This window comes from Micromonospora sp. SL1-18 (assembly GCF_047921505.1).
Taxonomy (GTDB): Bacteria; Actinomycetota; Actinomycetes; order Mycobacteriales; family Micromonosporaceae; genus Micromonospora.
On the sequence record NZ_JBLROA010000009.1, the window covers coordinates 80,899 to 106,065 of the forward strand.

The window sequence follows — 25,167 nt, forward strand, 5'->3', positions numbered from 1 at the left end:
GGTCGCGGCACGACGGCTCCAGTTCGCGGCTGGCGGCCATAATTCGGCCTCCGCGCCGCCAGGCGGCGCTCCGGACCGAATGGAGGCCGGTCTGACGCCGCGCCGCGAACTGGAGTTGCCGCCAGGCCGGGCGACGCCGTCGGCGTCGCCCGGCTGCGGTGGATCAGCTGTGCCGGGTCCGGCGACGCGGGCGGGACTCGCCGCCGCCCTCGCCGCCCTCGCCCCGCTCCGGGCCACGGCCGCCGCGCTCGCGGTCCCGGTCGCCCCGGTCGCGCGGGCCACGGTCGCCCCGCTCCCGGCCGGCCGGCCGCTCGGCGGCGGCCTCACCGGCGGCCGGCGCCTCGGCGCCCTCCGGGCGGACCTTGTCCAGGTAGATCTTGCCGCGCTGGTCGATGTCGGCGATCTCCACCTCGACCTTGTCGCCGACGTTGAGGAAGTCCTCGACCTTCTCGACCCGCTTGCCGTCGCCCACCTTCGAGATGTGCAGCAGGCCGTCGCGGCCCGGGAGCAGCGAGACGAAGGCACCGAACGCGGCGGTCTTCACCACGGTGCCGAGGAACCGGTCGCCGACCTTCGGCAGGGTCGGGTTGGCGATCGCGTTGATCCGCTCGACCGCGGCCTGCGCCGACGGGCCGTTGGTCGCGCCGACGTAGATGGTGCCGTCGTCCTCGATGGAGATCTCGGCGCCGGTCTCGTCCTGGATGGCGTTGATGGTCTGGCCCTTCGGGCCGATCACCATGCCGATCTTGTCGACCGGGATCTTGACGGTGGTGACCCGCGGCGCGTAGTCGCTCATCGTGGCCGGGGCCTCGATCGCCGACTGCATCACGTCGAGGATGGTCTGCCGGGCCTCGTGCGCCTGCTGGAGCGCGGCGGCCAGCACGTCCGACGGGATGCCGTCGAGCTTGGTGTCGAGCTGCAGCGCGGTGACGAACTCCCGGGTGCCGGCGACCTTGAAGTCCATGTCGCCGAACGCGTCCTCGGCACCGAGGATGTCGGTCAGCGACACGTACTGGGTCTTGCCCTCAACCTCGTCGGAGATGAGGCCCATGGCGATGCCGGCGACCGGGGCCTTCAGCGGCACACCGGCCGACAGCAGACCAAGCGTCGAGGCGCAGACCGAACCCATCGAGGTGGAGCCGTTGGAGCCGAGCGCCTCGGAGACCTGCCGGATCGCGTACGGGAACTCCTCGCGCGACGGCAGCACCGGGATGAGCGCCCGCTCCGCGAGGGCGCCGTGGCCGATCTCACGCCGCTTCGGCGAGCCGACCCGGCCGGTCTCTCCCGTGGAGTACGGCGGGAAGTTGTAGTTGTGCATGTAGCGCTTGGACTTCTCCGGGGAGAGGGTGTCCAGCGACTGCTCCATGCGCAGCATGTTCAGCGTGGTGACGCCAAGGATCTGGGTCTCGCCGCGCTCGAACAGCGCCGAGCCGTGCACCCGCGGCAGCACGCCGACCTCGGCGGTCAGCGGGCGGATGTCGCGCGGGCCCCGGCCGTCGATGCGAACCTGCTCGCGCAGCACCCGGCTACGGACCTCGGACTTGGTCAGCGACCGGAAGGCAGCGGACAGCTCCTTCTCCCGGCCCTCAAAGCGCGGGCCGAGCTCCTCGACGACCTTGACCTTGACCCGGTCCAGGGCCTCCTCGCGGTCGTGCTTCCCGGCGATCTTCAGAGCCTCGGCGACCTCGCCGCGGGCCACCCCGGCGACCGCCTCGTACGCGTCGTCCTGGTAGTCCAGGAAGATCGGGAACTCGGCGACCGGCTTGGCGGCGACGTCGGCCAGCTCGCTCTGCGCCCGGCACAGCTCCCGGATGGCCGGCTTGGCGGCCTCCAGGCCGCTGGCGACGACCTCCTCGGTCGGGGCGGTGGCCCCGCCGGCGACCAGCTTCACGGTGTGCTCGGTGGCCTCGGCCTCGACCATCATGATCGCGACGTCGCCGTCCGGCAGGGCCCGGCCGGCCACCACCATGTCGAAGGTGGCCCGCTCCAGCTCCTCGTACGTCGGGAAGGCGACCCACTGGCCGTCGACGTGCGCCATCCGGGTGGCCCCGATCGGGCCGGAGAACGGCAGGCCGGAGAGCTTGGTCGACATCGAGGCGGCGTTGATCGCCACGACGTCGTACGGGTGCTGCGGGTCGAGCGCGAGGACGGTCTCGACGACCTGGACCTCGTTGCGCAGGCCCTTGACGAAGGACGGGCGCAGCGGCCGGTCGATCAGCCGGCAGGTGAGGATCGCGTCCTCGCTGGGCCGGCCCTCGCGGCGGAAGAACGAGCCGGGGATGCGGCCCGCGGCGTACATCCGCTCCTCGACGTCCACGGTCAGCGGGAAGAAGTCGAACTGCTCCCGCGGCTGCTTGCCGGCAGTGGTGGCGGAGAGGACGACCGTCTCGCCGAGCTGGGCGATGACGGAGCCGGCGGCCTGGCGGGCCAGCCGGCCGGTGGAGAAGGTGACCTCACGGGTACCGAACGATCCGTTGTCGATCGTGGCGGTGCGGGATTCGGTGCCGAGTCGATTCTCGGTCATGGTGCGGCAATGCTCCTTCGCATCGGGGGCCCACGACGCGGGAGCTGCTCAGACGGCCGGTCTTCGATCGAAGCGCCCGGGTGACCGGCGGATGCCGGGGTGCCCGGGGGCCACTACCGGAGACCGGTACGCCGACCGGCTCCCTCTCGGGTGGTCGCGTGGCCCGGTTCTTTCAGTGGTACCGGAACGGGGGAGCGGCCGTGTGGCCACTCCCCCGTCAGGTCACCGGCGCAGGCCCAGCCGCTCGATGAGCGACCGGTAGCGGTTGATGTCCTTCTTCTGGACGTAGTTGAGCAGCCGACGGCGACGGCCGACCAGCAGCAGCAGCCCGCGGCGGCTGTGGTGGTCGTGCTTGTGCACCTTCAGGTGCTCGGTGAGCTCGGCGATCCGCTTGGTGAGGACCGCGACCTGCACCTCGGGCGAGCCGGTGTCGCCCTCCTTGGTCGCGTACTCCGAACGGATCTTGGCCTTGGCTTCCTGGTCGAGCGCCATGTTCTCCCTGTTTCGTGGGTTGTTCGATGAGGTCCGTCGGGTCGCTCGCGGCGACCGGGGATCGGACAGGTCCTCGCGCCCGCGGCGTCGTGCAGGCACGCGAGGCCCCACGTCGGTCAGCCGACGTCCCCGCCAGACTACCAGCCCGCTCGGGAACCGCCCGGCGAAGGGCAGCGCGTCGGCCGCGCCGGGGCACCGGAGACCCGGCCGGCGGGCTCGATCGGGGGCCGGCGGCCAACCGCACCGCCGCGCCGAACCCGGCCCGGCCGGCTCAGCCGAGCGCCCGGCGGGTGTGCTCCACGTCCTCGGCGATCTGGGCCACCAACGGCTCGATCGAGTCGTACGTCCGTTGTTCCCGCAGATGCGCCACGAAGTCCAGGGCCAGCCGCTCGCCGTACAGGTCGCCGGAGAAGTCGAGCACGTACGCCTCCACCCGGCGCTCACGGCCGGAGAAGGTCGGGTTGGTGCCGATGGAGACGGCCGCCGCCACCGACTCCCGCCCGCGGCGCACCAGCCGGGCGGCGTACACCCCGTCGGCGGGGACGGCCGCGTACCGGTGGGTCAGCAGGTTGGCGGTGGGGTAACCCAGCTCCCGTCCGCGCTGGTCGCCGCGGACCACCACGCCCTCGACCCGATGCGGGCGGCCGAGCGCGGCGGCCGCCGCGACCACGTCGCCCGCGTCGACGCAGGAGCGGATGTACGTGGAGGAGAAGACCGTCCCCGCCTCGGCGACCAGCGGGGCGCCCTCCACCCCGAAGCCGAAGGTGCAGCCCAGCCGCTCCAGCAGGGCCACGTCGCCGGCCGCCCGGTGCCCGAACCGGAAGTTCTCACCGACCACCACCAGCGCGGCGTGCAGGTGCTCCACCAGGACGTCGTGCACGAACGCCTCGGCCGGCAGCCGGGAGAACTCCGGGGTGAACGGCACCACGCAGAGCACGTCGACGCCGAGCGCCTCGACCAGCTCCGCCTTGCGGGCCGGTTCGGTGAGCACCGCGGGATGCGAGCCGGGGCGGACCACCTCGGCCGGGTGCGGGTCGAAGGTCACCACCACCGACTTGACCCCCAGCTCACGGGCCCGGGTCACGGCGTGGCCGATGGTGGCCTGGTGCCCCTTGTGCACCCCGTCGAAGACGCCGATGGTGACCACCGAGCGCCCCCAGCCCCCGGGTGCCGCCTCGTACCCCCGCCACCGCTGCATTCCCGCTCCTTCCCTGCTCGCCACGCGCTCGCCGCCGCCGTCAGGCCGGGGCCAGCACGATCTCCGCGCGGGCCCGCCCGTCCCGCTCGCTGACGATAGCGATCAGCCCGCCGTCCGGCCCGAAGACGGCGTACGGGCCGGCGATACCGGCCGCCTCGAGCGGGCCGCCGTGGGAGAGGACCTTCGCCTCGTCGCCGGTGGCGTCCCGGTGCGGGAAGAACCGGTCGGCGGCCACGGCCAGGGGCAGGTTGACCACGTCGGGAGCGCGCTGCTCCAGCGTGTCCAGGGTGGCCGCCTCGGCCAGGGTGAAGCCGCCCACGGCGGTGCGGCGCAGCGCGGTCAGGTGGCCGCCGACCCCGAGCGCCAGGCCCGCGTCCCGGGCGATGGCCCGGATGTACGTGCCGGACGAGCAGGTCACGTCCACGTCCACGTCCACCACGTCCGGGGTGTCCCGGCGTACCGCCAGGACGTCCAGCCGGGAGATGGTGACCCGCCGGGCGGGCAGCTCGACGCTCTCCCCCTCGCGGACCCGCTTGTACGCCCGCTGACCGTTGATCTTGATGGCGCTGACCGCGCTCGGCACCTGGTCGATCTCGCCGGTCTGCGCGGCGAGCGCGGCGCGGATCGCGTCGTCGGTCACCCCGACGGTCGAGGTGGTGGCGATCACGTCGCCCTCGGCGTCGTCGGTGACGGTGGCCTGGCCCAGCCGGATCGTCGCGGTGTAGCTCTTGCCGGCGCCGATCACATAGGTGAGCAGGCGGGTGGACCGGCCCACCCCGATCACCAGCACCCCGGTGGCCATCGGGTCCAGCGTGCCGCCGTGCCCCACCCGGCGCGTACGCGCCAGCCGCCGGATCCGCGCCACCACATCGTGCGACGTCATCCCGCCCGGCTTGTCGACCACGATCAGACCGTCTGTGCTCACGACCGGCAAGCCTGCCAGACGCCGCTCCGCCAGCCAGCCGGGGGATGGCGCCGCACGGGGCGAGGTGTGAAGATCACCCCCTCCTTCCGCGTCAGCCCCGGGGAACCGTGATGACCGATCACCGTCCGATACCCGAACCGCCGCGTCACCCCGACCAGCCGGACCCGCCCAACGACGGGCTGGGGACCGTCCCGGAGCAGGCCAGTACGTCGGCGTCGCCGCCCCCGACGGCTGGCGGGGTCCCGCCCGCTCCGTCCGGTACGGCAGACTCCCCGAACCATGTCGCACCCCGTCCGGAGTCCACTTTGGCCGATCGGCTGCCGTCTCATCAGCACCGCCCCCGGGTCGACCTGCCCGAATGGATGCGCAACCCGGAGCCGCCGCGCCGCACCATCGACCGCCGCCTCTCTGAATTCATCGATGGGGCACCGGCCCTGCGGGCGGCCCGGCACCGGCTCTGGGCGTGGCGGGACCGCAGCCGGTTCAGCGAGCGGCATCCGGTGCTCTCCGCGATCGTGTCGTTCTTCGTCGTCTGGATCGTGGCGACATGCCTGGTGGTCGGCACGATGTACCTGTACCACATGATTCTCAGCGGCGAGATCTGACGGCGAACCGCCCGCAGCACCCCGGCCGCCCGCCTCGGCCCGACCATCCGATCGCCGCGTCGAACGCCTGCTGACCGCGAAGTATCGACCAGCGCGGAACGGGGCGGCGGGACGGCTGCCACGCATGCGAAGATCATCCGCCCCTCACCGCGCCAAGCACAGGAACGGGAATGACCGACGACCAGCAGCCCCCCGAGCCATCGCGCCGCATCGACGAGATGTTCGCCTCCGCCGAGGTGGTCAAGGTCCCCGACTGGATGCGCCATCCGGTTCAGGAACACGAACTGACCCGGCGGGAACGGCTGCACCTCGGCTGGGAGCGGCACGGCGGGAAGCTGATCGGCGCCGTCAGCCTGTTGCTGGTCGTCGGCTTCCTCGGCTTCCTCGGCACCACCGCCTGGCGCTTCGTCGACAAGGCGAACCGCGGCGAGGTGGTGTTGGGGACCCGAGCCACCAAGGCTCCGCGACAGGTCGACGCCAACGGCAACACCCTGGGCGTCTACCTCGACACGCCCGTCGAGCATTTCGCCGAGGGCGAGCAGGCCATCGTCCTACCGGCCGCCCGACCGGCCGGCCCGTTCACCCAGAAGCAGGTCGCGGACGCGCTGTCCAGCGTCCGGGCAGCGCTGGTCCAGGGCCGGTTGAGCAAGGACATGCTGTACGGCGACCCGAAGGTCTTCCTCGCCCGGCTCGCCCCCGGCGCGCGGGCCGGGGTCACCGAGGACCTGGCCGGGGGCAACAACCTCGGCTATGCCACCCGGATCCTCCGCGACGCCGACCCCGCCTTCGTGCCCGAGGACGGCATCCGCGCCCGCGGCACCATCGAATACACCGCCACGACTACCGGCGACGGCGTCCGGATGCTGGCCATCACCACCCGGTTCATCTGGGTCTACTCGTTCGACCTGTTCCAGGCGCAGAAGTACCCGCCCGGCGCCGAGTTGGTGACCGTGCGCGACGAGGTCGTGTGGCAGTTTCCCCACCCGGACGATGTACGCGCCTCGTCCCGGGGTCTCTGGATCGGCTCGGCCGCGGTGACCGTCGGGAACGCGTCCTGCGACGCGATGATGCGCGGCTACCTCGCCCTGGAGTACGACCCCGTGGTGTTCCGGCGCCCGAAGCCGGGGCCGACCAGCGACATCTACGATCCGGGCTGGCAGCCGGGCGACGGCGAATCCTGCTGAACGCGGCGGTGGTCAGCGGACCGCGCCGACCACCGCCCAGCCGCCGGAGTGCAGCCGCAGCAGCAGGGCGACCAGCCGGAGCACCACGAACAGCATCAGCCCAGCCCAGATCCCACCCAGCCCGAGGTCGAGCCCGTAGGCCAGCCAGATGGCGGGCAGGAAGCCGCCCAACGCCGCCACGATGGTGAGGTTGCGCAGGTAGCCGACATCGCCCGCGCCGATCAGCACGCCGTCGAGGGCGAAGACCACCCCGCCGATCGGCTGGAGCGCGACGAACCACGGCCAGGCGATCATCGCCTGCTCGCGTACCTGGGGATCGGAGCTGAACCAGGACGGCACCAGGCCGGTGCCGGCGGCGATGAGCACCGCGAAGGCCACGCCGCAGGCTCCGCCGAGCAGGGCGATCCGGCGGGCCAGGGCGCGGGCGCCGGCCGCGTCGCCGGCGCCTAGCGCCGCGCCGATCAGCGCCTGCGCGGCGATGGCGAGGGCGTCCAGCACCAGCGCGGTGAAGAACCAGAGCTGTACGGCGATCTGGTGGGCGCCGACCGCGGCGGCGCCGAACCGGGCCGCCACGGCGGTCGCGGACAGGAAGCTCGCCTGGAAGGCGACCCCCCGGATGAGCAGGTCGCGGCTGAGCACGAGCTGCTGGCGGATCAGCCGCGGCCGGGGGCGCAGGGAGACCCGCTCGCGCACCAGCGCCGCCGCGAACAGACCGCCGGAAATGGTCTGCGCGACCGCGTTCGCCACCGCCGAGCCGACCAGCCCGAGCCCGAGCGGGTAGACCAGCAGCGGGCAGAGCAGCGCGGAGAGCAGGTTGGGGGCGAGCACGAAGAGCAGCGGGCGTCGGGTGTCCTGGATGCCGCGCAGCCAGCCGTTGCCGGCGGCGGCCAGCAGCAGGCCGGGCGCGCCGAGCGCCGCGATCCGCAGCCAGCCGGCGGCGGCGTCGGCCACCTCGCCGGGACCGCCGACGAGGGTACGCGCCAGCCACCCGCCGCCGACCTGGCTGGAGAGCGCCACCAGCACGCCGACGGTCAGGGCGAGCCAGGACGCCTGGACGCCCTCGGCCACCGCCGCGGCCCGATCCCCGGAACCGAACCGCCGGGCGGACCGCCCGGTGGTGCCGTACGCGACGACGGTGCCGAGCCAGGCGATGAGGGTCAGCACCGTGCCGCCGACGGCGAGCGCGGCGAGCGGGACGCGGCCCAGGTGGCCGACCACCGCCGTGTCGACCAGGACGTAGAGCGGCTCGGCGGCGAGCACCACGAGGGCCGGCAGGGCGAGCGCGGCGATCCGGCCCGGCGATGCTGAGTTGGCGGCGGGGGCGGCGGTCTGACTCATCGCGCCCGATCCTGACACGCCCCACGTAAGGAACGCAACCGCCCCTCATCACTTACCCACCCGCCCCCGCCGACGCCGACGCCGGGCGTGGCCCGGTACGTCCAGCGGCGGTGCAGCACCCGGGCGAGGCAGAGCAGCCGGGGCGGGTCGCAGAGCACCAGCAGGTCAGCATGGGGCAGCCGCAGGTCGAGCGTGCTCGCATAGTTGCCATCCATTACCCAGGGCGGGCGACCGGCGAGCTGGGCGACCTCGGCCCGGAAGTCGGCGTCCGTCGCGGCGACCCAGCCCGACCGCCAGTAGTGCTGGTCGAGATGAATCAGCGGGAGGTCGAGCCGGCGGGCGACCTCGCGGGCGAGGATGCTCTTGCCGGCGCCCGAGCTGCCGACGATCAGGATGCGGCGCACCGCCCGACGGTAGCGCCGGACGCGTCGTACCCGGGAAGGCGACGGGTCGGCGCGGCGGTGACGTTGCGGCTGGGCGTCACCGCCGGGCGGTAACCGTCACTGACGGGTGTCCATCGAGGTCTGCAGCGCGCGGCGCATCTGCTCGCGTGCCTCGTCGGTGGTGGTCTCGGTCCGCGGCTTGCTCTTGGTCGCCATGGGAGTTCCCTTCCAGGGTGCGGACCACCGACAGCCGGTGGCCCTACGGGCTACGACAATCTCCAGCTCGGCGCGTCTAACGCCGCGCCGCGACCTGGAGCCGCCGGTCCTGCTGAGCGCCGGGGCGGCGGTCCGGGATCACCGGAGCGGCTCGCCTGGCGGCGTGAGCCCGGGTCGGTCAGACCCTGGAGGGAGGCGGCACCGGGTGTCGGCGCCACCGCCCGTGACCAGCGCCGAAGCACCGGTCCGCACCCAAATTAACGTTCACTTTCCTGCGCCCGCCCGCTGTTCCCGGGATGCGGACACCACGGGGGCAGCCCCGGTCAGCGGGCCAGGAAGTGCCAGCCGAGCCACCACCAGAAGCCGAAGAGGCCGATCCGGCCGACCGGCACCGGGCCGACCTCGTAGCGCATGACGAAGGCGCACACGTCAGCCAGCGACGGGATCCGCGAGCCCTCCCGCCGGGCGGCCCACTCGACGGCCCCGAACAGCAGCAGCGCGGCCAGGAAGCCGCCGATCGCCAGGGCGCGCATCATCGGCGGACCAGCCCCCAGAACGCGGACAGCCAGGCGAACCAGGCCGCGGAGCGGACCAGATGGTCCTCCAGCAGCGGATCGGCCAGCCGGGAGAAGGTGGGGAACTCGTCGCCCACGTTCAGCACGAAGGTCGCCCCTTCGAAGACCCCGAAGACGGTGACCGGCAGCAACCACCAGACCGCGCCGGACGGCAACCTGCCCGGCGCGGGCCGCCGGGGCACCCGGTTGCTCAGGCCGATCCAGATCAACGCCCCACCGGTGCCCAGGGTGTAGAGGTTGGCCTGGGCGGAGAAGGACGGGAACTGGCCGCCGACCAGGGAGAGACAGATCAGCACCGGCACGGAGACGACCGGGCGGTCCCAGGCTCGGGGTGCCTCGACGGTGAGCTCTCGGGGGTGATCCATCACTCGATTGTCCCCACCCTCACGGAGCGTGGGAACCCCAGCACGTCCCGGAGTCGTCCCTGAAATCAGGCCGTCAGCAACGCCCCGTCCAGCTCGGCGCGGATCCGGTCCACCACCTCGTCGACGGTGCCCCGCCCGGTGAATCCGGCCGCGAACCGGTGCCCGCCGCCGCCGAGCGCCACCGCCACCCGGCTCACGTCCACGGCGCCCTTGCTGCGCAGCGAGACCGCCCATTCGGCGGGGGCCACCTGCTTGACCACGCAGCTCACGTCCGCCTCGGCCGTGCAGCGCACCGAGTCGATCAGCGCCTCCAGCACGTACGCCGGTTGGCCGTACCGGGCCAGATCGTCCTGGGTGGCGTACGTCCAGACCAGCCCACGCCCGGCGGCGGTGGCCGGTTCCAGCCGGGCCCGGCCCAGTACCTCGCCGAACAGCCGGACCGCGCCGAACGGGCGGGTGTCGAAGATCCGCCGGGAGATGTCCCCGGGACGGATGCCGGTGGCCAGCAGCCGGGCCGCCATCCGGTGCACCGCGGGCGTGGTGGCCTCGAAGCGGAACGAGCCGGTGTCCGTGCTCAGCGCCACGTAGAGGCAGGTGGCGATCTCCGCGTCCAGCGGCACCTCGAGCCGGTCCAGCAGCCCCTCGGCGACCACCGAGGTGGCCGCCGCGTGCGGGTCCACCAGGTGGATGCCACCGAACCCGGTGTTCGAGGCGTGGTGGTCCAGGACCAGCGCGGCCCCGGCCTTGTCCAGCCGGTCGACCAGGTCGCCCAACCGGGACTCGCTCGCCGCGTCGAAGCAGATGACCAGATCCGGATCCGGGTACGCGTCGTCCTGCGGCACCAACAGCTCGAGCCCGGGCAGCCAACGGAACGGCTCCGGCACCTCCGGCGGCCCGGGAAAGGTCGCCTGGAGGTGCCGTACGCCCCACCGGCGCAGGCCCAGCCCGAAGCCGAGCATGCTGCCCAACGCGTCGCCGTCCGGGTTGACGTGGCAGATCAGCAGCACCCGCGCGTCGGCGGGAAGCGCGCGTACCGCCGCGACGGCCGCCGCCCAGTCGGTGTCGGTAGGGCCGGCACCGGGCGGCGTACCGCCCTCGGCGGGTGAGGTCACCGGCGGTCGCCGCGCGGCTCGTCGTCGCCGGTCTCGGTGTCCTCGACGTCGGCGTCCTCGTCGTCCAGCCGGTACGGCTGCGCCTCGCCCGCGTACTGGGCTTTGGCCGCCAGCCGCTGTACCTCGGCGTCGGCGTTGCGGGCCGCCGCGAGCAGGTCGTCGATGTGCTTGACCTGGTCCTGCACTTCGTCCAGGACAAACGTCAGGGTCGGCGAGTGGCGCAGCCCGAGCGCCTTGCCGACCGTGCTGCGCAGCATGCCCTTCGCGCTCTCCAGCGCGGCGGCGGTGCTGGCCTGCGCCGCCGTGTCGCCGAGCACCGTGTAGAAGACGGTGGCGTCGCGCAGGTCGGCGGTGATCCGGGCGTCGGTGATCGTGATCATCCCGAGCCGGGGGTCCTTGATCTGGCTCCGCACCACCGACGCGACCAGTTCACGGATGCGCTCCGCGTGCCGGCGTACCTTGGCCGGATCCGTCATGTCCCCCACCTCCAGGGCTGCCTGCTCCCGGCCGGAGACGACGGCGCGGGACGCCGCCGGGTCCGACCGCCCAACATCTCGAACACTACCCGCGCCGCCCCGCCCCCCGCGCACGGCCGCCGGCGCAAGGAAGGGCCCCCTATTAACGCCTGCGGGATAGCAAGGGCCCCTTGTTAACGGCCCGCCCCGCCCGCCGGGCCGCCCCGGCCGCCGGCCCGCCCCGCCCGGCGGGCGCGTTCAGTCCTCGGTGCCGTAGAGGCGGCGGCGGACGGACAGTAGCTCGGCCTCCGGGCGGGCGGCGACCAGCCGCTCGCAGGAATCCAGCACCTCGCGGACGTGCGCCGGCTCGGCGGCCACCACGGCCACCCCGATCTCGGCCCGCCCGTGCAGGTCGAGCGCCCCGACCTCGGCGGCCGACACCTCGAACTTGCGCAGCGCGGCGACGATCGGCCGGACGTACGAGCGCTTGGCCTTCAGGGACCGGGAGTCCCCCGGCAACAACAGGTCGAAATGCGCGGTTCCGGTATACACGGCGAGCAACGGTACGCCCAGGCCGCTCCTCGGGTCACCCGTTTTCCGCCGGCGCGACGGCCACCAGCACGTCCCGGTCGATCGCCTGGTCGACCCGGTGCGCGAGGTCCCGCCAGCCGGGCCCGTCCACCACCCGCAGGCCGGCCCCGGCAAGCACCGCCTCGGCCGCCGCCCGGGGCGCCACCTGGGTGTTCCAGGACAGCCCCAGCGCCCCGCCGGGGCGCAGCAGCTGCCGCCAGACCGGTACGGCCACGCCGAGCAGGTCCAGCGGGCTGCGCGACAGCCCCTGCCCGGTACGGCTGCCGTGCGCCACCCCGTACGGGGCGTCGGTGACGATCACGTCGGCACAGGCCGGCCGGAGCACCTCCCGGGCCCGGGTGGTGTCGGTGTGCAGCAGGGTCACCCGCTGGGTCGCCCCGGCCCGGTGCTCGTCCCGGGATGGCGCGAGCACCACCTCGAACCGCCGGGCGATCAGCTTGCGGTCGCGGCGTACCGGCACCGTCTCGGCGGTGTGCTTGAGCCGCTTGCGCCGCAGCCAGGTACGCAGGAACGCCGCGTACGCGTCCACGTCCTTGCCGTCGTGCTCGACGCCGATGCCGTCGTAGCCGTACATCAGCGCCTGGTTGAGGGTGGTGCCCCGGCCGCAGAGCGGGTCGAGCACCACGAGTTGCCGGTCCAGCATGCCGCCGGCCGAGGCGGAGGCCAGCACGGTGACGTTGAGCAGCAGCCGGGTGAACTGCTCGTTGGTCTTGCCGGCGTACTTGGGGATGGTGATCAGATCCGAGTCGTACCGGGCGAGGGGGTGCAGCGGCACCGGCCGGAGCAGGTCGTCGCCCACCCGCTCGAACAGCGCGTACGCCGCCGACAGGTTGGCCAGGTACGCCAGGTCCCGCGCGCCCAGCCCCGGCTCCGGCGCGGTGAAGGTCAGGTACTCGACCCCGCCGATCCGCTCCGCCGCGACGTCGCCGGGTGCCGCGTCGAACACTCCCGAGCCGGCGAAGACCGCCAGTTCGGCGCGGGCCAGCCGGCCGGCCGCGTCGGCGTAGACCCGGTTGGCGGAGGGGGCGAGGAGCAGCGCGTACCTGAGCACGCCGGAGATTGTCGCAGCCGGGCCGTGCGATGCCGCGCCGACCTCGCCGAGCACGTCGCGCGGACGGCGACGGCCGGGACCCTGTGGGCCCCGGCCGTCTCCTCGTTCACACCGCTCAGGCGCGCGGCTTCTCCCGCATCTCGAAGGTCTCGATGATGTCGCCGACCTGGACGTTGTTGAAACCGCCCAGCGTCAGACCACACTCGAAGCCCTCGCGGACCTCCGTCGCGTCGTCCTTGAACCGCTTGAGAGAGCTGATCGTGAGGTTGTCCGCCACGACCGCCCCGTCCCGCAGCAGCCGCGCCTTGGCGTTGCGGCGCATGATGCCGGACCGGACGATGCAACCGGAGATGTTGCCGATCTTGGACGAGCGGAAGACGTCGCGGATCTCCGCACTCCCCAGCTCGACCTCCTCGTACTCCGGCTTGAGCAGCCCCTTGAGCGCGGCGTCGATCTCCTCGATGGCCTGGTAGATGACGGTGTAGTACCGGATCTCCACGCCCTCGCGGTCGGCGATCTCGCGGACCTTGTTGGCGGCCCGCACGTTGAAGCCGATGATCGTGACCGCCTCGGACGAGGCGCTCGCGAGCATGACGTCGCTCTCGGTGATCGCACCCACGCCCCGGTGGATGATCCGCAGTTGGACCTCCTCCGGGATGTCGAGGTTGAACAGCGCGTCCTCGAGGGCCTCGACAGAGCCGGAGCCGTCGCCCTTGAGCACCAGGTTGAGCGAGGTCTTCTCGCCCTCCTTGAGCTGCTCCATGAGCGTCTCGAGGGTGGCCCGGCCACGGGAGTTGGCAAACGCCGCGGCCCGCCGCCGCGCCTGCCGCTGCTCGGCGATCTGCCGCACGGTCCGGTCGTCCTCGGCAGCCAGGAAGGTGTCACCCGCACCCGGCACCGTGGTCAGACCCAGCACCATGACCGGACGCGCCGGACCGGCCTCGTCGACCGGCTTGCCGTTCTCGTCCAGCATGGCCCGGACCCGGCCGTGCGCCCCACCGGCGACGATCGAGTCGCCGGCCCGCAGGGTGCCCTTCTGCACCAGCACGGTCGCCACCGAGCCGCGGCCCTTGTCCAGGTGCGCCTCGATCGCGACACCCTGCGCCGGCCCGTCGATCGGAGCGGTCAGCTCCAGCGACGCGTCGGCGGCCAGCAGCACGGCCTCCAGGAGGTCCTCGATGCCGATGCCGGGCTTCGCGGCCACGTTGACGAACATGGTGTCGCCGCCGTACTCCTCGGCGACCAGGCCGTACTCGGTCAGCTGCTGGCGGACCTTGTCCGGGTTGGCCTCCGGCTTGTCGACCTTGTTGACCGCGACCACGATCGGCACATCCGCCGCCTTGGCGTGGTTGAGCGCCTCGATGGTCTGCGGCATCACGCCGTCGTCGGCCGCGACCACCAGGATCACGATGTCGGTGACCTGGGCACCACGGGCACGCATGGCGGTGAACGCCTCGTGACCCGGGGTGTCGATGAAGGTGATCGCCCGGTCCTCGCCCTCGTGCGGGACGTGGACCTGGTAAGCGCCGATGTGCTGGGTGATGCCACCCGCCTCGCCTGCCACGACGTTCGCCTTGCGGATCGCGTCGAGCAGCTTGGTCTTACCGTGGTCGACGTGACCCATGACGGTCACCACCGGCGGCCGGCTGACCAGGCGGTCCTCCGACACCACCGCGTCGAGGTCGATGTTGAACTGCGCGAGCAGCTCGCGGTCCTCGTCCTCCGGGCTGACGATCTGCACGTCGAAGCCGAGGTGCTCACCCAGCAGCAGCAGGGTGTCGTCGGAGCACGACTGGGTCGCGGTCACCATCTCGCCCAGGTTGAACATCTCCTGGACCAGCGAACCCGGGTTGGCGTTGATCTTGTCGGCGAAGTCCGACAGCGAGGCGCCACGGGACAACCGGATGACCTGACCCTGGCCCCGGGGAGCACCCGAGGACATGGTCGGGGCCGACAGGTTGTCGAACTCCTGTCTGCGCTGCTTCTTGGACTTGCGGCCTCGGGTCGGCCGGCCACCCGGACGCCCGAAGGCACCCGCGGCGCCGCCGCCACGGCCACGACCGCCGCCACCCGGACGACCGCCACCGCCGGCCGGGGCACCCGGACGGAAGCCACCGCCGGCACCGCCACCGCCACCCGGACCGCCGCGGTAGCCACCGCCACCGCCACCGCCGCCACCCGGACCGCCGCGGTAGCCACCGCCACCGCCGCCGCCACCCGGACCGCCGCGGTAGCCACCGCCACCGCCGCCACCGGGACGCCCGGCACCGCCGCCGGGACGACCCGCGCCGGGACCGCCGGGGCGGCCGGGGCGCTGGCTCGGCATGGAGGCCGGGCTGGGCCGCGGGGGCATGGAGGCCGGGCTGGGCCGCGGGGGCATCGAGGCCGGGCTCGGCCGCGGGCCGCCCGCACCGGCGGCCGGGGGCCGCTGCTGCTGGCCACCCTGGATGCCGAACGGGTTGTTACCGGCGCCACGCGCCGGCGGACGACCGCCGGGCCGCGCGCCCGGACCCGGGGTCGGCGCGCCGGGACGACCGGCGGCCGAGGAACCCGGACGGGGCGGCATGGTGCCCGGACCCGGAGCCGGACCCGGACGCGGGCCGGGACGGGGGCCACCCTCGGTCGGGGGCTCCCGGCGAACGTTCTCGCGCTGCTGCTGGCGGGCGGCCTGCGCGGCCTTGACCGCGGCCTCCTGCTCGGCCTTCAGCGCGGCGGCACGCGCCTCGGCGGCCGCCACCTCGATGTCGTGCGCGCTCGCCGGCTTGGCCACCGGGGTCGCCGGCTGCGGCGGACCCGGAACCGGGCCCTTGGGCTTCGGCCCAGGGGTCGGGGTAGGCCGCCGCGGCGGCATCGGCTTGGCCGAGACCCGGGGGGCACCCGGAGTCGGCGTCGGGGTCGGCGTCGGGGTCGGGGTGGGCGCGGCCGCCGGCGGGGCGGCCGGCGCCGCCGCACCGGCGGACGCCACGAACGCGCCACGCAGCCGTCGGGCGACGGGCGCCTCGACGGTGCTGGACGCGGACTTCACGAACTCGCCCATCTCCTTGAGCTTGGCGAGAACGGTCTTGCTTTCGACCCCGAGCTCCTTGGCAAGCTCGTGTACGCGGGCCTTTCCTGCCACTGCACTCCTCACTCCGAGGTCGTGCGGGCAGCACCCGCAGCGACCTCACTCGTGCACTTGAAGCCTGGTCATTTCTGCGACTTCATCGTGTGCTCATGTCGGTCGTCCTACCTTGCTAGCGACCCGCGACCGGTCGGGTTGACCGGTCGTCGGGGTTGGCGCGTCAACGTGCTCCGCCAGCGCACCGTGATCGATGACCCCGGTGATGCGCAGCGCCCGCCCGAAGGCGCGGCGCCGCACCGCTTGCGCGAAGCAGGCCGGATCCGGGTGCATACTCGCTCCCCGACCCGGCAGTCTGCGGGCCGGATCGGGCCGGAGGCTGAAGTGATCAACCCCGTCGCCGACCGCGACCATCCGCAACAACTCGCTGGCCGGCGCTCGTTTCCGGCAGCCCACACAGGTGCGCTCCGGCAGCGCGCGTCGTGCCACTGGAGGAAGTCTACCCCTAGCTGCTCGAGACCGCGCCGCCCGGCTCGGGTACGTGATCAGCACCGCTCCGGCCACCCCCGCCGGCCTGCTCCGCGTCGGAACGGATGTCGATCCGCCAACCGGTCAACCGGGCCGCAAGTCGGGCATTCTGCCCTTCCCGCCCGATGGCGAGCGAGAGCTGGAAGTCCGGCACGGTGACCCGGGCAGTCCGGCTGGCCAGGTCGACCACCTCCACCCGCAGCGCCTTGGCCGGGGAGAGCGCGTTGCCCACGAAGGTGGCCGGGTCGTCCGACCAGTCGATGATGTCGATCTTCTCGCCGTGCAGCTCGCTCATCACCGCGCGGACCCGCTGGCCCATCGGGCCGATGCAGGCACCCTTGGCGTTGACCCCCGGCGCGGTCGAGCGCACCGCGATCTTCGTACGGTGACCCGCCTCACGGGCGATCGCGCTGATCTCCACCGTGCCGTCGGCGATCTCCGGCACCTCCAGCGCGAAAAGCTTCTTCACCAGTGCGGGGTGCGACCGGGACAACGTGATCTGTGGGCCGCGCATTCCCTTGGCCACGTGCACGACGACGCAGCGGATCCGCTCGCCGTGGTCGTACCGCTCGCCGGGGACCTGCTCGGACTGGGGCAGGACGCCCTCCAGCTTGCCCAGGTCGACGCTGACGATGCCCTTCTCCTTGCGGGCCTCGTGCGCCTGCACCACGCCGGTGACCAGGTCACCGTCGCGGCCCACGTACTCGCCGAAGTGCACCTCGTCGGTGGCCTCCCGCAGCCGCTGGAGGATCACCTGCTTCGCCGTCATGGCCGCGATCCGGCCGAAGTCGTGCGGGGTGTCGTCCCACTCCCGTACCACGCCGCCCTCGTCGTCCAGCTCCTGGGCGTACACCGAGGCGGCCCCGCTCTTGCGGTCGATCTCCACCCGGGCGTGCGGTTCGGCGCCCTCGGTGTGCCGGTAGGCGGTAAGCAGCGCGGTCTCGATCGCCGCGAGGATCGTGTCGAACGGGATCTCCCGCTCGCGCTCGAGTGCGCGCAGCGCCGCGAGGTCGATATTCACCTCTCCTCGTCCTCCACATCATCTTCGTCGTCGATGTCGTCGATGTCCTCGGCGGCCTCGTCGTCGGCCACCTCGTCCAGCCGGCTGAACTCCACCTGGACCCGGCCGGGGCCAAGCTCGGCGTACGGGTGCGCCACGCGGCCGGCGTCGGTGTCCAGCACCACGCGCTCGTCGTCGGCCTCGACCACCCGGCCGGTGAGCTGGCGGTCCCCGGCCGTCCGCTGCTCGGGCACGCCCGCCGCGCCGCGCACGGTCACCTTGACCAGCCGGCCGACGTTGCGCCGCCAGTGCCGGGGCAGGGTGAGCGGCCGGTCCACCCCCGGCGAGCTGACCTCGAGCTGGTACTCGCCGGCGACGATGTCGCCGCCGGCCTCCTCCGCCGCGTCGAGCGCGGCGGAAACCGCCCGGGAGACGTCCGCGACCGCGTCCAGGCTGATCCCGCCGTCGGCGTCCACGATCACGCGTACGACGTGCCGCCGGCCGGCGCGGGAGACGGCGAGGTCCTCCAGGTCGTACCCGGCCTCGGTGACGACCGGCTCGATCACCTCGCGCAGCCGGGCCCGACGGGCGCCCAGGTCGCCACGCGGTGCGCCGCCCCGGTCCCCGCCACGGGGGCCGTCGGGCCGGCGGGGTCGCCCGGAGGGCCCCGTCGGCCTGGTGGCACGGCCACGCTGCGTCATCTGGCGCACCCTTTCCCTCTCGGACGTGCCGTTCGGCCCGCCATGCCGGCAGGCCACCGGGGCAGACGCGCCCGGTGGCTGTGCAGAGCGTAACGCGCGGGCCGGGCGACAGACCCGGCGGCGCACCGACGCCACTGGCCCACAAGCTGACGGAGATGGTGTTGACTTGTCCGCGTGGGGACAGTCAAAACGACACAGCGCAACGAAGCACCAGGGCATTCCCGGCGAAACCTGCTGCGCGCCGGGGCGCTGGTGGCGCTCGGCGGCGCCGCCGTACCGCTGGCCGGCTGTGATCTTTTCGACGACGACAAGCCGCCCGCGCCGGACCCCCTGGAGCCGCTCGCCGCGGAGGCCGCCGACCTGTCGGGCCGGTACCGGGAGGCCATCGCCGCCGCCTCCATGCTGACCGACCGGCTCACCCCGATCGCCGACGCCCATCAGGCACACGCCGACGAGCTTCGCCGGGTGATCGGGCGCCCCGCCCCCTCCGGCACCCCCGCCGCCAGCCCGACCGTGACGGCCACCGACCCGGACGGGCTCCTGACCGAGCTGCGGCAGGCCGAACAGCAGGCCCGGGAGAACGCCGCGAAGGCGTGTGCCGCCGCGCCGGCCGAGCGGGCCGCGATGCTCGGCTCGATCGCCGCCGCCCGGGCGACCCACCTGGAGGCGCTGAAGTGACTCCCCGTACCGCACCGAAGGGGCCGGGCCAGGCCCTGGCCGGCGCGCTCGCCGCCGAGTACGCCGCCATCTGGGCGTACGGGGTGATCGGCGTGCACCTCGCCGACGCGGCCCGCACCGCCGCCCGCTCGGCCGAGGCGGCCCACCGAACCCGCCGGGACGCCCTCATCCTCCAGCTCAACGACAGCGGCGGCCAGGTTCCCGCCGACCAGGCCGGGTACGCGCTGCCCTACCCGGTGACCGACAAGGCCAGCGCGCTCAAGCTGGCGGTGGAGATCGAGGAGCGGACCGCCGGCCACTGGCGGGCGGCCCTGCCGCACACCACCGGGGCCGACCGGAACCGGGCCCTGGCGGCGTTGACCGACTGCGCGGTACGCGCCACCCGCTGGCGGCGCACCGCGAAGGTGAATCCGATCACGGTCCCGTTCCCCGGCCGGCCGGCCTGAGTCGAGGTTTCGGTCACTCGGCGCAGCACTCCGGTTGCGGGCCGCATACCAGGTATGCATACTCCTCGCCATGTCCATCCGTCACGGCCTGCTCGCCCTGCTCGAACGCGGTCAGATGTACGGCTACCAGCTGCGCGCCGCGTTCGAGGAGTCGACCGGCTCGACCTGGCCGCTGAACATCGGACAGGTCTACACCACCCTTTCCCGCCTGGAACGCGACGGCCTGGTCCACTCGCTGCCGGAGAGCGACGGCGGGCAGCGGCCGTACGAGATCACCGACGCCGGGCGGGCGGACCTGGCGCTCTGGTTCGCCACCCCGATCAGCCACGCCGACCGGCCCCGCGACGAGCTGTCGATCAAGCTGGCCCTGGCGCTCACCACCCCTGGCGTGGACGTCCGTGCGGTGGTGCAGACCCAGCGCAGCGCGACCATGCGCGCGTTGCAGGAGTTGACCCGGTTGAAGTACGCCAGCGACAAGCCGGAGGACCTGCCCTGGCGCCTGGTGCTGGACGCCATGATCTTCCAGGCGGAGGCGGAGATCCGCTGGCTCGACCACTGCGAGACCAGCCTGATCCGCTACCGCCCCGCCCCGAGCCGGCCGACGCCGCAGGTCGATGCGGTGGACCGGGCCGACGAGGAGGCCCGGCGGTGAGCCGGGGCCCGGCCCGCCCGGAGGGAGGCCGGTGAGCGCGAGGAGTGAGCCGGTTTTGCGAGCCCCGCAGTCGCGAACGGAGATGGCGCCGTGAGCGCGAGGAGTGAGCCGGTTTTACGAGCCCCGCAGTCGCGAACGGAGATGGCGCGGTGAGCGAGGTACTGGAGCTACGGGACGTGCACCGCACCCACGGCGCCGGCGAGGCGGCCGTGCACGCCCTGCGCGGGGTCAGCCTGAACGTCCGGGCCGGCGAACTGGTGGCGGTGATGGGCCCGTCGGGCTCCGGCAAGTCGACGCTGCTGGCGCTCGCCGGCGGGCTGGACCGCCCCACCGGCGGCGAGGTGCTGGTCGAGGGGGAGTCGCTCGGGGCGCTCGCCCCGCGCCCGCGGGCCCGGCTGCGCCGCCGCCGGATCGGGTACGTCTTCCAGGACCTCAACCTGCTCAACAGCCTCACCGCGGTGGAGAACGTGGCACTGCCCCTGGAGCTCGACGGTGCGGGTGTGCGGGCGGCCCGGAAGGCAGCCCTGGCCGCGCTCGCCGAGGTGGGTGTGGCCGCGCTGGCCAACCGGTTCCCGGACCAGATGTCCGGCGGCCAGCAGCAGCGGGTGGCGATCGCCCGGGCGCTGGTCGGCGAGCGCCGGCTGGTCCTCGCCGACGAACCCACCGGCGCGCTCGACTCGCAGGCCGGGGAGGCGGTGCTGCACCTGCTGCGCCGCCGGGTGGACGCCGGCGCCGCAGGGGTGCTGGTCACCCACGAGGCGCGGCACGCCGGCTGGGCCGACCGGGTGGTTTTCCTCCGGGACGGGGTGCTGGTGGACTCGACGGCGCCGCTGGCCGGCGTCGAGCAGCTGCTCGCCGGCAGCGGGCGGTGACCCGGGGCCGGCTTGCCGCCACGCTCGGTTCGTGGCGGGCAGCCCTGCGCATCGCCCGGCGCGAGGCTCGGCGGGCGCGCGGACGTACGGCGCTGGTGCTGGCGATGATCGCGCTGCCCGTGCTGGCGCTGAGCTTCGCCGCGGTGAGCTACGACATGGCCCAGCTCACCCAGGCCGAACGGCTGGACCTCCGGCTCGGCGCGGCCGACGCCGAGCTGCGCTGGACGGCCGTGAACGCGATGGAGCAGGACGCCTGGGGGGAGAACTCCTGGCCGGTCGAGGGCGAGATGGTGTCCCGGACCCAGCCGGTGACGGCCGACGAGATCCGCGCGCTGCTGCCCGCCGGCAGCCGGGTCACCGAGCTCCGCCGCTGGATTCCGTTCGAGGTACGGATCGACGGCCACATCGTCGCGTTCGACGCGCGGGCCGTCGACCTCACCGATCCGCTCACCCGTCCCCTCGCGGTGCTGCGCGCCGGCCGCCGGCCGACCGCGCCCGACGAGATCGCGGTCAGCCCGTCCGCGCTGCGCCGGCTGGGCGTACGTCTCGGCGAGCCGGTGCGCACGATCGACGGCACCACGTACACGGTGGTGGGGGTGGCGGAGTTCCCGGACAACCTGCGCGAGGTGGTGGCGCTGCGGCCGGAGACCCCGCCCGGACCGATGACCCCGCCCGAAGAGAGCTGGCTGGTGGACCTGCCCGGCCCGGTGGACCGGGCACTCGTGGACCGGCTCAACGCGCGCGGGATCGTGATGTCCACCCGGACCCCGCTGCCCGGGCGGGAGGTGGCGGTCACCGGCCCGGGCTTGCCCGACCCGGAGCAGGCGAGCAACGCGGTGCTGGTCGGCGGGCTCGGGCTGCTGGAGGTGGTGCTGCTGGTCGGCCCGTCCTTCGCGGTCGGCGTACGTCGGCGTCGCCGGGACCTGGCCCTGGTGGCGGTCGCCGGCGGGGACGCCACGCACCTGCGCCGGATCGTGCTCGCCGACGGGGTGGTGCTCGGCGCGGGCGGGGCGGCGCTCGGGCTGCTGCTCGGGGTCGGCGCGGCGTTCGCCGGCCGGCCGCTCGTCGAGCAGTACCTGGTGTCCGCCCGCCTCGGCGGGTATCGGTTCTTTCCCGCCGCCCTGGCCGCGATCGCCGCGGTGGCGGTGCTGGCCGGGGTGCTGGCCGCGCTGGCCCCCGCGTGGACGGCCGCCCGGCAGGACGTGGTGGCCGGCCTCGCCGGCCGGCGCAACCCGCCCCGGCACCGCCGCCGCTGGCTGGTGCTCGGGGTGCTGCTCACCGGGGCTGGTGCCGGCTTCGCCGCGCTGGGCGCCACCCGGAGCAGCTCGCCCGGGGTCCTGGCCGGGCTGATCCTCGGCGAACTGGGCCTGGTCTTCTGCACCCCGACGCTGATCGGGCTGCTCGCCCGGGCGGGACGGCTGCTGCCGCTGGCGCCCCGGCTGGCGCTGCGCGACGCCAGCCGCAACCGTTCCTCGGCCGCGCCGGCCATCTCCGCGGTGATGGCGGCGGTCGCCGGCAGCGTGGCCCTCGGGATCTACCTGGCCAGCGACGAGGCTCGGCAACACGCGCAGTGGCAGTCCGCCATCCCGCCGGGCCACGTGCTGCTCATGAGCGCCGACACTCCGGGGAAAGTCCCACTGCCGCCGATCGACGAGGTCGCACAGCGGGTCCGGGCCGTGCTGCCGGACGCCACGGTCGTCGCGCTCACCGGCACCGGGTGCGCACGGCCGGCGGCCCCGGAGGACTGGTGCGTCGCGACCGCCGTGCTGCCACCCGAGCTGCGCTGCCCGTACCACCCGGGCGAGGCGGTCACCGCCGCCGAGCGCGCCGAGGCCCGGGCCGATCCGCGCTGCGTGCGGCCCTTCCGGGAGCCGAGCAGCATCTACCTGCCCGCGTTCGTCGACGACGGGGCGGCCCTGCCCGGGCTCACCGGCGCCCCGGTGGAGGAGATCGCCGCCGCGACCCGGGTGCTCCGGGCGGGCGGGGTGGTGGTCACCGACCCCGGGCAGGTGGTGGACGGCCGGGTGACGGTCACCGCCACCCACGGCGCCGGTGGCTCGGAGGAGAGCGCCATGCTGCCCGGGTACGTGCTGCGCGGCGGGCTCCCCGTCGACCGGCTGTTCCTCTCCCCGCCGGCGGCGGCCGCGGTCGGCCTCGTCGGCGGGCATTTCGGCTACGTGGTGAGCCCGCCGGCACCGCCCACCGCCGAGCAGCAGGCGCGGCTCACCGCCGAGCTGTCGCGGTCGACCCCGCGGTCGGTCCCGCTGTCAGTCATGGTGGAGAAAGGGCCGCCGGGCGGGGACCAACGGCCCCTGCTGCTCCTGCTGGCGGCCGCCTCCGGCGTGATCACCGTGGGCGCGGCCGGGGTGGCCACCGGCCTCGCCGCCGCCGAGGGCCGCCGGGACCTGTCCACCCTCGCCGCGGTCGGCGCCGACCCCCGGGTACGCCGTGTGCTGTCGCTCTGTCAGGCCGGGGTGATCGCCCTGCTCGGCTCGGCGCTCGGCATTGTGGCCGGCCTCGGCTCGGCGGCGATCATCCTGGCCTCCCTGAACCGGCGGTACGCGCAGGCGTGGCCGGTCCCGGAGCCGTACCCGCTGGTGGTGCCCGGCCTGGCCCTCGCCGTAGTGGTGGTGGTGCCGCTGGTGGCCATGCTCGGCGCCGGGCTGCTCACCCGCTCCCGACTCCCGGTGGAACGCCGCCTGGACTGAAAGGAGGGGTCCCCTGTTAACGCCTCGCGTTGTACGAGGGGCCCCTATTAACACCTGGCTCGCGCCTCGAATCTGAGCGAGTCCGACGTGAAGCCACCGCCGGGGGCGCCCGGAGGGCAGACTGGACGGGTGTCCGCTCTGCGCGCCCTCGCCCGCCGTCTCGGTCACCAGAGGTGGTTCGCCGCCGCCCTGCGCCCGCTCGTACCGGCCGACCGGCTGGTCGGCCGGCTGACGAAGGGGCGGGTGGTCGCGCTCGGGCTGGTGCCGTCCCTGGTCCTCACCACCACCGGCCGCCGCTCCGGCAAGCCGCGCAGCAATCCCCTGCTGTACGTCCCGGACGGCGACGCCTACGTGGTGATCGGGTCGAACTGGGGACAGCGGCAGCAGCCCTCCTGGTCGCTGAACCTGCTCGCCCAGCCGGCCGCCGAGGTCGACGTCGGGGGACGCCGGATCCCGGTACGCGCCGAACTGGTCGACGGCGACGGGCGGGAACCGCTGTTCGACCGGCTGGTCGCCGAGTGGCCGGCCTACCGGACGTACGTGGCCCGGGCCGGGGACCGCGAGGTGGGGGTCTTCCGCCTGGTCCCGGTCGGCGAGCCCCGGCCCCCGGCCTGACCCGCGGCCCGGCATCGGTTCGGCACCGTTGGCGGCGCCGACGACGGACACGAGCCCGGGCGCGGCGTACGAGTGGGTCCGCGCTGCCTGGCTAGGGTGGTTGACGTGCGCCGGATCGCCGACGGGCGGCCCGGGGAACGGAGGTGGACCGTGGACGCCGGCGGCACCGACGTGGAGACCGACCGGTACATCGACGATCCCCGGTGGCGGGTCGCCGAGCGGGTGCGCGACGCGGCGCTGCGGCGGTTCCCCGCCGACGTGCTCGCCGTCGCGGTGCACGGGCCCCTCGCGCACGGTGACGACGACGGCGGCGGGGACGGCGAGGTGGGCCTGCTGCTGGCCACGTACCGGCCTGGCAGCGGGCCGTCGCCGGCCACCCGGCGGGTGGACGGGGTGCTGGTCGACCTCACCGTCGCCGGGGCCGACGACTACCTGCGGCAGGCCCGGGCCATCACCGCGCTCTGGCCGCTCACCGCCGACCGGTACGTCACCACCCGTACGCTGCACGACCCGACCGGCTGGCTGCGTACCCTGCGCGACGAGCACCTGGCCCGGCTGGCCCGGGCCCGGCCGGCCGAGTTCACCGCCGCCGCAAGGCAGGCGTGGTACCGGGGCAGCGCGGCGCACGCCCGGGCGCTCCGGCTGGCCGAGTGGTACGAGACCGATCAGGCGCTGCTCATGCTCGGCGAGGCGCGGCTGGCCGCCGCCACGGTGCACGGGCTGTTCAGCCGCACCTACTTCCGCGATCCGGGCGACGCGGTACGGCGTACCGGGCTGGCCGGCGCGGACATGACCGAGGTGGGCACGGTGCTGGCGCGCCAGGCCGAGGAACTGGCCGCCCGGGGTCGCCCCGTCGACGGCACCGTCGACGACCTCCTCACCGGCTGACCTGGAA

Annotated in this window: 25 protein-coding genes; 9 read left to right on the forward strand and 16 right to left on the reverse strand. The window is 74.0% G+C overall.

Annotation, left to right across the window (positions count from 1 at the left end):
- Window positions 1-163 precede the first annotated feature (163 nt).
- The 4 genes from ACNAW0_RS06195 to truB form a co-directional block, all read right to left on the reverse strand.
- Window positions 164-2,524, reverse strand: coding sequence for a polyribonucleotide nucleotidyltransferase (locus tag ACNAW0_RS06195; RefSeq protein ID WP_416286739.1), 2,361 nt, complete (start codon window positions 2,522-2,524; stop codon window positions 164-166).
- A gap of 222 nt (window positions 2,525-2,746) precedes the next feature.
- Window positions 2,747-3,016: a 30S ribosomal protein S15 gene (gene rpsO, locus ACNAW0_RS06200; protein WP_089008806.1), complete on the reverse strand. Its 270-nt coding sequence runs from the start codon at window positions 3,014-3,016 to the stop codon at window positions 2,747-2,749.
- A 271-nt stretch (window positions 3,017-3,287) separates the two neighbouring features.
- Complete coding sequence (locus tag ACNAW0_RS06205; RefSeq protein WP_416286740.1) at window positions 3,288-4,214, reverse strand: bifunctional riboflavin kinase/FAD synthetase; 927 nt, start codon at window positions 4,212-4,214, stop codon at window positions 3,288-3,290.
- A 40-nt stretch (window positions 4,215-4,254) separates the two neighbouring features.
- A complete protein-coding gene (truB, locus tag ACNAW0_RS06210) occupies window positions 4,255-5,172 on the reverse strand; it encodes a tRNA pseudouridine(55) synthase TruB (RefSeq protein ID WP_416286797.1) in 918 nt (305 codons plus the stop codon).
- 272 nt (window positions 5,173-5,444) lie between these two features.
- Between truB and ACNAW0_RS06215 the strand changes: the two genes are divergently transcribed.
- Together ACNAW0_RS06215 and ACNAW0_RS06220 are read left to right on the forward strand one after the other, a co-directional pair.
- Window positions 5,445-5,744: a hypothetical protein gene (locus ACNAW0_RS06215; protein WP_416286741.1), complete on the forward strand. Its 300-nt coding sequence runs from the start codon at window positions 5,445-5,447 to the stop codon at window positions 5,742-5,744.
- A 170-nt stretch (window positions 5,745-5,914) separates the two neighbouring features.
- Window positions 5,915-6,928 carry a hypothetical protein gene (locus ACNAW0_RS06220; RefSeq protein WP_416286743.1) on the forward strand — a complete coding sequence of 338 codons (1,014 nt, stop codon included), beginning with the start codon at window positions 5,915-5,917 and terminating at the stop codon, window positions 6,926-6,928.
- 12 nt (window positions 6,929-6,940) lie between these two features.
- Here ACNAW0_RS06220 and ACNAW0_RS06225 read toward each other — a convergent pair whose 3' ends face one another.
- From ACNAW0_RS06225 to rimP, 12 genes are all read right to left on the reverse strand, one after another.
- Complete coding sequence (locus ACNAW0_RS06225) at window positions 6,941-8,266, reverse strand: MATE family efflux transporter (protein ID WP_416286745.1); 1,326 nt, start codon at window positions 8,264-8,266, stop codon at window positions 6,941-6,943.
- Window positions 8,263-8,670, reverse strand: a complete 408-nt coding sequence (locus ACNAW0_RS06230; protein WP_416286746.1) for an AAA family ATPase — start codon at window positions 8,668-8,670, stop codon at window positions 8,263-8,265. Before ACNAW0_RS06230 ends, ACNAW0_RS06225 begins: the two co-directional genes overlap by 4 nt.
- Window positions 8,671-9,188: 518 nt before the next feature.
- Window positions 9,189-9,398, reverse strand: coding sequence for a DUF6186 family protein (locus tag ACNAW0_RS06235; protein WP_416286798.1), 210 nt, complete (start codon window positions 9,396-9,398; stop codon window positions 9,189-9,191).
- Entirely contained in the window at window positions 9,398-9,805 is a 408-nt protein-coding gene (locus ACNAW0_RS06240; RefSeq protein WP_416286747.1) for a hypothetical protein, read from the reverse strand. The genes ACNAW0_RS06235 and ACNAW0_RS06240 overlap by 1 nt, the downstream gene beginning before the upstream one ends.
- 65 nt (window positions 9,806-9,870) lie before the next feature.
- Entirely contained in the window at window positions 9,871-10,917 is a 1,047-nt protein-coding gene (locus tag ACNAW0_RS06245) for a DHH family phosphoesterase (RefSeq protein WP_416286748.1), read from the reverse strand.
- Window positions 10,914-11,393, reverse strand: a complete 480-nt coding sequence (gene rbfA / locus ACNAW0_RS06250) for a 30S ribosome-binding factor RbfA (RefSeq protein ID WP_416286749.1) — start codon at window positions 11,391-11,393, stop codon at window positions 10,914-10,916. The genes ACNAW0_RS06245 and rbfA overlap by 4 nt, the downstream gene beginning before the upstream one ends.
- Before the next feature lie 237 nt (window positions 11,394-11,630).
- Window positions 11,631-11,924 carry a DUF503 domain-containing protein gene (locus ACNAW0_RS06255; protein WP_416286750.1) on the reverse strand — a complete coding sequence of 98 codons (294 nt, stop codon included), beginning with the start codon at window positions 11,922-11,924 and terminating at the stop codon, window positions 11,631-11,633.
- A gap of 34 nt (window positions 11,925-11,958) precedes the next feature.
- Window positions 11,959-13,014, reverse strand: coding sequence for a TRM11 family SAM-dependent methyltransferase (locus ACNAW0_RS06260; protein ID WP_416286751.1), 1,056 nt, complete (start codon window positions 13,012-13,014; stop codon window positions 11,959-11,961).
- A 115-nt stretch (window positions 13,015-13,129) separates the two neighbouring features.
- Window positions 13,130-16,132, reverse strand: coding sequence for a translation initiation factor IF-2 (infB, locus tag ACNAW0_RS06265; protein ID WP_416286752.1), 3,003 nt, complete (start codon window positions 16,130-16,132; stop codon window positions 13,130-13,132).
- 93 nt (window positions 16,133-16,225) lie between these two features.
- On the reverse strand, window positions 16,226-16,561 hold the full coding sequence (locus ACNAW0_RS06270; RefSeq protein WP_416286753.1) for a YlxR family protein: 336 nt from the start codon (window positions 16,559-16,561) through the stop codon (window positions 16,226-16,228).
- A gap of 16 nt (window positions 16,562-16,577) precedes the next feature.
- A complete protein-coding gene (gene nusA, locus ACNAW0_RS06275) occupies window positions 16,578-17,621 on the reverse strand; it encodes a transcription termination factor NusA (protein WP_416286754.1) in 1,044 nt (347 codons plus the stop codon).
- Entirely contained in the window at window positions 17,618-18,301 is a 684-nt protein-coding gene (gene rimP / locus ACNAW0_RS06280) for a ribosome maturation factor RimP (RefSeq protein ID WP_416286755.1), read from the reverse strand. Before rimP ends, nusA begins: the two co-directional genes overlap by 4 nt.
- A 231-nt stretch (window positions 18,302-18,532) precedes the next feature.
- Between rimP and ACNAW0_RS06285 the strand changes: the two genes are divergently transcribed.
- The 7 genes from ACNAW0_RS06285 to ACNAW0_RS06315 all read left to right on the forward strand — a co-directional run bounded on the left by ACNAW0_RS06285 (window position 18,533) and on the right by ACNAW0_RS06315 (window position 25,160).
- A complete protein-coding gene (locus ACNAW0_RS06285) occupies window positions 18,533-18,979 on the forward strand; it encodes a hypothetical protein (protein WP_416286799.1) in 447 nt (148 codons plus the stop codon).
- The gene (locus ACNAW0_RS06290) at window positions 18,976-19,425 is read left to right on the forward strand and encodes a ferritin-like domain-containing protein (protein ID WP_416286756.1); all 450 of its coding nucleotides are present in this window, start codon (window positions 18,976-18,978) and stop codon (window positions 19,423-19,425) included. Before ACNAW0_RS06285 ends, ACNAW0_RS06290 begins: the two co-directional genes overlap by 4 nt.
- A gap of 70 nt (window positions 19,426-19,495) precedes the next feature.
- Window positions 19,496-20,077 (forward strand): PadR family transcriptional regulator, encoded by a 582-nt coding sequence (locus tag ACNAW0_RS06295; RefSeq protein WP_416286757.1) that lies wholly within the window; start codon window positions 19,496-19,498, stop codon window positions 20,075-20,077.
- 149 nt (window positions 20,078-20,226) lie between these two features.
- Window positions 20,227-20,949 carry an ABC transporter ATP-binding protein gene (locus ACNAW0_RS06300; RefSeq protein WP_416286758.1) on the forward strand — a complete coding sequence of 241 codons (723 nt, stop codon included), beginning with the start codon at window positions 20,227-20,229 and terminating at the stop codon, window positions 20,947-20,949.
- Complete coding sequence (locus ACNAW0_RS06305) at window positions 20,946-23,657, forward strand: FtsX-like permease family protein (RefSeq protein WP_416286759.1); 2,712 nt, start codon at window positions 20,946-20,948, stop codon at window positions 23,655-23,657. The genes ACNAW0_RS06300 and ACNAW0_RS06305 overlap by 4 nt, the downstream gene beginning before the upstream one ends.
- 129 nt (window positions 23,658-23,786) lie before the next feature.
- Window positions 23,787-24,272, forward strand: coding sequence for a nitroreductase family deazaflavin-dependent oxidoreductase (locus ACNAW0_RS06310; RefSeq protein ID WP_416286760.1), 486 nt, complete (start codon window positions 23,787-23,789; stop codon window positions 24,270-24,272).
- 171 nt (window positions 24,273-24,443) lie between these two features.
- Window positions 24,444-25,160: a nucleotidyltransferase domain-containing protein gene (locus tag ACNAW0_RS06315; protein WP_416286800.1), complete on the forward strand. Its 717-nt coding sequence runs from the start codon at window positions 24,444-24,446 to the stop codon at window positions 25,158-25,160.
- Window positions 25,161-25,167: the final 7 nt, after the last annotated feature.

Bases quoted from the DNA above. Each gene is read 5' to 3' on its own strand.
- ACNAW0_RS06195 (WP_416286739.1), bottom strand. From the start codon at position 2,524: ATGACCGAGAATCGACTCGGCACCGAATCCCGCACCGCCACGATCGAC.
- rpsO (WP_089008806.1), bottom strand. From the start codon at position 3,016: ATGGCGCTCGACCAGGAAGCCAAGGCCAAGATCCGTTCGGAGTACGCG.
- ACNAW0_RS06205 (WP_416286740.1), bottom strand. From the start codon at position 4,214: ATGCAGCGGTGGCGGGGGTACGAGGCGGCACCCGGGGGCTGGGGGCGC.
- ACNAW0_RS06220 (WP_416286743.1), top strand. From the start codon at position 5,915: ATGACCGACGACCAGCAGCCCCCCGAGCCATCGCGCCGCATCGACGAG.
- ACNAW0_RS06225 (WP_416286745.1), bottom strand. From the start codon at position 8,266: ATGAGTCAGACCGCCGCCCCCGCCGCCAACTCAGCATCGCCGGGCCGG.
- ACNAW0_RS06235 (WP_416286798.1), bottom strand. From the start codon at position 9,398: ATGCGCGCCCTGGCGATCGGCGGCTTCCTGGCCGCGCTGCTGCTGTTC.
- ACNAW0_RS06240 (WP_416286747.1), bottom strand. From the start codon at position 9,805: ATGGATCACCCCCGAGAGCTCACCGTCGAGGCACCCCGAGCCTGGGAC.
- rbfA (WP_416286749.1), bottom strand. From the start codon at position 11,393: ATGACGGATCCGGCCAAGGTACGCCGGCACGCGGAGCGCATCCGTGAA.
- rimP (WP_416286755.1), bottom strand. From the start codon at position 18,301: ATGACGCAGCGTGGCCGTGCCACCAGGCCGACGGGGCCCTCCGGGCGA.
- ACNAW0_RS06295 (WP_416286757.1), top strand. From the start codon at position 19,496: ATGTCCATCCGTCACGGCCTGCTCGCCCTGCTCGAACGCGGTCAGATG.